This is a genomic window from Gordonia sp. UBA7860 (genome assembly GCF_002500165.1).
GTDB classification, from domain to species: Bacteria; Actinomycetota; Actinomycetes; order Mycobacteriales; family Mycobacteriaceae; genus Gordonia; species Gordonia sputi.
The window spans coordinates 1-6,216 of the sequence record NZ_DLSO01000152.1 but is presented as its reverse complement, the minus strand read 5'-3'; the positions used below and the strand labels follow the sequence as shown (position 1 = coordinate 6,216).

Genomic DNA, 6,216 nt, shown 5'->3' with positions numbered 1-6,216 from the left:
GGTTCACGGGGGACACGCCACAAGTTCGAGGCAAACTTCTTGACCTGGTACACGTCTCGTAGCGCGCGATCGTCGGACAGCGGAACGAAGACGTCTACTCCGCCGTCGCCTCGGCCCGGCCGGATCCGCCACGCATTCGGGTACTCAGTGCACAACAGCATTGCGACGACTGCTTCAACGTCTTCACCGCTCTGTCGGGTCCACTCGACGCGCGCCATCACTACATCTTTCCAGCTCCCCCGAGCCCGGCACTGCTGCGACGCGTGTGAATTACAAGGCGCAGCTGCCCCGCAGTCGCGCGTGCCAGCCGATCGCCACTGCCGCCAACCGTTCCACGGTCAGCTATGGGGTAACTCGTCCTACTTCAACACGTCTCGTTACCAGTTTAAAGTCGTTGCGGCAGAGCAAGCTTCAGTTGTAAATGTCATAGTCATTCGCCACAGTGACGAAATGTCGGATGGAGGACGGGCGGTCCTAACCCCGGTTCTAGCCGTTGTGCCGCATCTTGCTGCTGCTCGGCGCCGTAGGCGCGTGCACCGCCGACGGCATGTAAGGCCATGGAGGCAAAGAACAGGGCGATAAATGCGATGGCGAGGGAGTTCTCGTAAATCTTGAGTACCCAGCTCCCACGCCGGACGGGCCACGGGGTTCCGGGTCGACCGGACTGATCACGGGGGTCTGCGTCTTGAGGTGCATCGCCATCAACGGGTTTGGATTCTGAGGATCCGCGTTGCACAAGGAACGCGGTGAGTACCACGTACATGGCCATCTGGAGGAACTCAGACTCCCAGTTCTCGAAGGTGGCTTCGACGAAGTAGCGCCGGGCGAACTCGCACGTCACCTGTACTCGCGACGCTGGACCAGCGCCGTGGCACGGTGGGTAGCATACGGTTTCGGCGCCGCGACGTGCAGCGGCGTACTCGTCGCGGTCGTGATGATGACGCTGCCCGCGTTCTTCCCGACGGCGTACAGCGGAGTCGACCTGACGTCGGCTGAAGGTGGCGCTTCCTTCTGGCAGTTCCCGCCTTCGCGGTGCTGGCCGTGGGGGTCGGGATCGGGGTGGCCGGTGTCGTCGCCCATCCCGCTGGGACCGTCGTGATGCTGCTCGGCTGGGCCTACGTCGTCGAGAATGCGATCAGCCTCGTCCCGAACGGGTACACCCTGCAGAGCTACATGCCCTTTCTCAACGGGACCTTCGGCACCGCCAGGAGTTGGCGTTGGTCCCACCGTGGGACCGACCGGCGGACTCATGTTCTGCGGTGCGGTAGTGATCGCGGTGTTCGTCCTCGGCTGTGTGGCGATGGCACTACGTGCGGCGACTCTGGCCAGGCCGGGCCGGGCCCCATCCGTCGGGAAACCAAGAGACAGCGGATGTCGTTCGCCTGGCATGGCATCGGCCAGTCGCCGCAAGCTGTCACTCAGCTGTCATGACAAGGACTACGTCGAGCCGGGACGTCATCGGATCGGTGCTTCAGGCGTCCTCGACAGGTACTCCTGGGAGCTCCGCGGCTCTCACCGCCAGTTTGCCGCAAGTGTGTCGACTACTACCCGCGCACACTGCCGGTCCACCGTAGAGACGACGTTGATCGTGCCGTCCGTGGCGGGTGACAGAGTCGTTTGCCCTCGCCGCTCTCCGCGGTCGACACACACGGTCACCTGACCTTGCGTGACGGTCTCGACATCGACATCTCCTACCGCGACCGCTGCTGCCAACGGATCATGGAGTGGAATGTACCGTCCCCGAAACCGATCCCGATAGGCGTCGTAGTAGAAATCGATTATTTGACATAGGGTTTCGAGTTCCGGCCGATCGAGATCGCGTAAGATCGACTGGTCCTCCCGACTGAACAGATGTTTGTAGGTAAGATCGATCGGTACGAACATGAGCCGATTCCAGTCCGATTGGACGACGTTTGCGGCCGCAGTAGGATCAGACGCGATATTTGCCTCCGCCCACCGGGTCACGTTGCCGGGGACGGAGAACGCACCGCCCATCACGGTCATCCCGCCTACGCGGTTACCGAAGTCGGGTTCGTCCGTCAGAACCTGCGCGAGATTGGTGAGTGGCCCGGTCGCGATGATATGCAGTCGGTCGCCGTATGTGCGTGCCAGACTTCGGAGCGTGTCCGGGGTCGACGAGGACCAGGCATCATCCGGGCCAGGGGATAGAGACACTCCCCCGAGACCGTTGCGGCCGTGGAACGACGCAGCGTCATCGTCGGCCTGAGCGCCGTCCGGCGCATCGAGTCCGACAGACACCGGGATGTCCACCCTGTCGAACAACCGCAGCAGCCGACGAGCGTTCTCGGCCCCCCGGGCGGCGTCGACATTGCCCGCCACACTTCCCACGCCGACGATGGGCGTGCGCCTCGCGAGTAGATAGGCCAGGGCCAGTGCATCGTCGATGCCGGGATCGCAATCGAGGAAGAAGACCCGAGAATCACTGTCGGACATCATTTCCCTCGTCTCCACGATCCGTTGCGCGGCCTCGTCGGTATCACGATGTGAGCGCGATGTACTTGGTGTTCAGGTACTCGTCGATGCCCTCGCTACCGCCCTCACTCCCCAGGCCCGACTGTTTGACGCCTCCGAAAGGGGCTGCGGGATCGGAGATCACGCCGCGGTTGACGCCCACCATCCCGGCTTCGAGAGCCTCCGCCACGCGCCTCGCCCGGTCGAGATCTCGAGTGTAGAAGTACGCGGCCAGTCCTTGGTCGGTTCCGTTCGCTTGCTTGAGCGCTTCGGTTTCGGTGTCGAACCCGGTGATCACCGCAACCGGGCCGAAGATCTCCTCGTCCAGGATCCGCGATCCCGCCGGAACCTCGTCGAGCACGGTCGGCTGGTAGAAGCAGCCCGGGCCGGCGACGGTCACTCCCCCGGTACGGACACGGGCGCCCGCTGCGACCGCCTCGTCGACGAGCGCGGCGACCGCGTCCCGCTGCCCGGCGTTGATCATCGGCCCGAGTGTGACGCCGTCGGTATGGCCCGGGCCCATGGTGATCGCGTCGATCCGCGCGCACAACGCATCGGTGAACGCGTCGCGGACCCGGTTGTGGACCAGGAATCTGTTCGCCGCCGTACACGCCTGACCACCATTGCGCATCTTCGCCGCGACTGCGCCCTCGACCGCGGACCCGATGTCGGCGTCGTCGAAGACGATGAACGGCGCGTTGCCGCCGAGCTCCATCGAGGTCCGCAACACCTGGTCGGCAGACTGTGCGATGAGCTTCTTGCCCACGGCGGTCGATCCGGTGAAGGACACCTTCCGGAGGCGCCGGTCCGTCATGAGCGCGCCGACGACGGCGGGCGCCGATCGGGTCGGGACCACCGACAGCACCCCGTCCGGCAGTCCGGCGTCGGAGAAGACCTGGGCGAGCAGCAACATGGTCAGAGGCGTGTCCTCCGCCGGTTTCACGATGATCGTGCAACCGGCGGCGAGGGCCGGACCGATCTTGCGGGTTCCCATGGCCAGCGGGAAGTTCCACGGTGTGACCGCCAGCGTCGGTCCGACCGGTTCTCGGGTGACGAGGATGCGGCCGTTCCCCGACGGCGCGGTCGTCAGCCGGCCGCCGATCCGGACGGCCTCCTCGGCGAACCACCGCAGGAACTCGCTGCCGTAGGCGACTTCGCCATGGCTCTCGGCCAGCGGCTTGCCCATCTCCAGGGTGATGAGGTAGGCGAAGTCGTCCGCCCGTTCCCGGATGATCTCCCACGCCCGGCGCAGAATCTCGCCTCGCTCACGCGGTGGCGTGACCGCCCAGGAGGGCTGGACCGCGACGGCTGCGGTGAGCGCGGCGTCGGCGTCGGCCACGGTCGCATCGGCGACCGTGGTCAGGACGTCGCCCGTGGCCGGGTTCACGACGTCGAACCGCTCACCGTTCGATGCCTCGCGGGCTGCACCGTCTATCCAGGTTCCGGTGGGGACGGCGCTCGGCAGCGCGGGGTCGGTCATCAGAGGTCCTTTCGGGTGACGGTGCCACCCATGGTCGAGTCGTCGAGCGGCGAGGGTGCTCAGTCGCAGCGTGTGGTGATCACCGCGGTCGGCGGGGTGGGGACACCGGCGGGCCATCCGGACCAGGTGACATCCAGTTCGACGACGTGGCCGGCGACGCGTCCCAGACCGTTCAGCGCGACTATGCCGGGAAGATAGGGCAGCAGTGCTTCGGGTGCGACGATGTGCACGTCCCCGTCCACGTCCCCCTCCTCGGAGGAGACCAGCTGGACGTCGTGGCAGCCGTTGATCTCGACGATCATCGTCTCGCCTGGAACGGGGTGTCATCGATGACCCGGCGTCGCATCGTCTGGATCAACGGACCGTCCTGTTCCGCGGCGGCGAACGCGTCCTGCCACTCGGGATCGGAGGTGACCTGCCCCCACTTGAGATCGAGTTCGGCGAGGTCGTTGAATCGGAGGCTGTAGACCAACTCCCCGAACGAGTTCTCTCCGATCACGGTGTGCCCGGCGCTGATCAGTTCGACGCCGTATCGCTCGAACATCCGCGCAGTGTGGTTGGAGAACAGGTCGACGATCGCCGGCAGGCGGCCGGGAACGGCTACGTACTCGCGAATCTCGACGATCATGGGGGTCCTTTCGGTCAGTTGTCTCGCGCGGATGCGCTGAGATCGTGAAATCGGCTCTCGTAGAACACCAGTGGGGCTTCGGGCCCGGCCACCCGGTGGCCGATGATGCGCAGCAGGGCCAGGGTGTGGTCACCGGTGACCGACTCGGACTCGACCTCGCAGTCGAACCACGCGCTGGCTCCGTGCAGGAAGATCGCGCCCTCGACGCCGGTGTCCCAACTCAGATCCGCGAACCGGTTGCCGGTGCGGGACGCCAGTTGCCGGCATGCGGTGTGCTGGTCGGCGCTCAGGACGGAGAGTCCGATGCGCGGCCGCGTCCGTAACTTGGGCCAGGTCGTCGAGGAGGTCTGGACGAACACCCCGACCAGGGGTGGTTCCAGGGACACGTTAACGAAGGCGCTGACCGCCATGCCGGTCGGTTGCCCGGCGTCGTCGATCGCGCACATCGCGGTCACCCCGCTGGGGAACTTCCCGAACGTGGTGCGCAGCGCGGAGACGTCGACGACACCCGCGGAATCGTGCACGCCGGTGAGATGGGTGGACCCGGACGCGGCCGTCCGGTTCTCCGGTGCCGCCTCAGAACACATGATTCTTGCCCCCGAACACCTCACTGACCGAGTCATCGACGAAGATGCGCCGAATCGTGTCGGCGAGCATCGGTGCGCACGAGATGACGTCGATCACCGGCGGCGCATCGGGACGCAACGCAATGGTGTCGGTGACGACCACTCGCTCGAACGGCGAGTCGGCGAGATTCTCGTACGCGCGCCCGCTGAACACACCGTGGGTGGCAGCCGCGAACACACGATTGCTGCCGGCCCGGACGACTGCTTCGCCGGCAGCACACAGCGTGCCGGCGGTATCGATGATGTCGTCCACGACGATGGCCGTCTTGTCGCGCACATCGCCTATCACAGTGGATATCTGGGCGATCTGCTGTTGCGGTCGCTCTTTGTCCAGGATGGCCAGTCCCGCGCCGATGCGAGTGGCGAACTGCTTGTTCAGCTTGACTCGGCCGGCATCGGGCGCCACCACGACGAGATCGTCGTCGAGTCCGGCGAAGTGATCGGCGAGCATCATGAGCGCGGTCATGTGATCGACGGGCACACTGAAGAAGCCTTGGAGCTGACCCGCGTGGAGATCCATCGTCAGCACCCTGTCCACTCCGGCGGCCTCCAGTATCCGAGCCACCATGCGGGCCGAGATCGGTTCGCGCGGAGCGGATTTCTTGTCCTGCCGGGAATAGCCGAACCACGGGGTGACCGCGACGACCCGGTGTGCGCTCGCGCCGATGGCGGCATCGACCATCACCAGCAGTTCCAGCAGCGCGTCGTTGGCGTTGAGCCCTTCGTCCGGATTGGCACTCATCGGCTGGATGAGGAAAACGTCTGCGCCCCGAACGGATTCGTCGAAGCGACAGTACACCTCCCCATTGGAGAAGGTCTTGAGGGTGATCGGCCCCAGGTCGACCTGCAGCGTGGCGGCGATCGACGCGGCGAGTGCGGGGTTCGCTCGTCCGGCGAACATCATCAATTGCTTCTGATAGCCGAGCGGGAGTGAGGTGGTCATGCGTACCTTCCAGATGTTCTGTCGGAGAAGCTATTTCGTCAGCGGACGGGTAGAAACGTTTCTACCC

8 protein-coding genes and 1 pseudogene are annotated in these 6,216 nt (G+C 65.3%); 1 reads left to right on the top strand and 8 read right to left on the bottom strand.

Annotation, left to right across the window (positions count from 1 at the left end):
- Positions 1-218 (bottom strand): annotated as a pseudogene (locus B3T59_RS19070) (hypothetical protein); the annotation flags it as partial.
- Positions 219-430: 212 nt separating this feature from the next.
- Positions 431-763 carry a DUF6766 family protein gene (locus B3T59_RS24530; protein WP_349681978.1) on the bottom strand — a complete coding sequence of 111 codons (333 nt, stop codon included), beginning with the start codon at positions 761-763 and terminating at the stop codon, positions 431-433.
- Here B3T59_RS24530 and B3T59_RS19065 point away from each other — a divergent pair.
- On the top strand, positions 731-1,099 hold the full coding sequence (locus B3T59_RS19065; RefSeq protein WP_287004801.1) for a hypothetical protein: 369 nt from the start codon (positions 731-733) through the stop codon (positions 1,097-1,099). The genes B3T59_RS24530 and B3T59_RS19065 overlap by 33 nt on opposite strands.
- A gap of 413 nt (positions 1,100-1,512) precedes the next feature.
- On the opposite strand, the gene B3T59_RS19060 is transcribed toward B3T59_RS19065, so the two are convergent.
- The 6 genes from B3T59_RS19060 to B3T59_RS19035 are packed head-to-tail and all read right to left on the bottom strand — an operon-like array spanning position 1,513 to position 6,149.
- Positions 1,513-2,457, bottom strand: a complete 945-nt coding sequence (locus B3T59_RS19060; protein ID WP_287004799.1) for a nucleoside hydrolase — start codon at positions 2,455-2,457, stop codon at positions 1,513-1,515.
- A gap of 40 nt (positions 2,458-2,497) precedes the next feature.
- Entirely contained in the window at positions 2,498-3,952 is a 1,455-nt protein-coding gene (locus B3T59_RS19055) for an NAD-dependent succinate-semialdehyde dehydrogenase (protein ID WP_287004798.1), read from the bottom strand.
- A 59-nt stretch (positions 3,953-4,011) separates the two neighbouring features.
- Entirely contained in the window at positions 4,012-4,254 is a 243-nt protein-coding gene (locus tag B3T59_RS19050) for a hypothetical protein (RefSeq protein WP_287004797.1), read from the bottom strand.
- Complete coding sequence (locus tag B3T59_RS19045; RefSeq protein ID WP_287004795.1) at positions 4,251-4,580, bottom strand: NIPSNAP family protein; 330 nt, start codon at positions 4,578-4,580, stop codon at positions 4,251-4,253. Before B3T59_RS19045 ends, B3T59_RS19050 begins: the two co-directional genes overlap by 4 nt.
- 14 nt (positions 4,581-4,594) lie before the next feature.
- Positions 4,595-5,167, bottom strand: coding sequence for a flavin reductase family protein (locus tag B3T59_RS19040; RefSeq protein ID WP_287004793.1), 573 nt, complete (start codon positions 5,165-5,167; stop codon positions 4,595-4,597).
- Positions 5,157-6,149: a ribose-phosphate diphosphokinase gene (locus B3T59_RS19035; protein WP_287004791.1), complete on the bottom strand. Its 993-nt coding sequence runs from the start codon at positions 6,147-6,149 to the stop codon at positions 5,157-5,159. The genes B3T59_RS19040 and B3T59_RS19035 overlap by 11 nt, the downstream gene beginning before the upstream one ends.
- Positions 6,150-6,216: the final 67 nt, after the last annotated feature.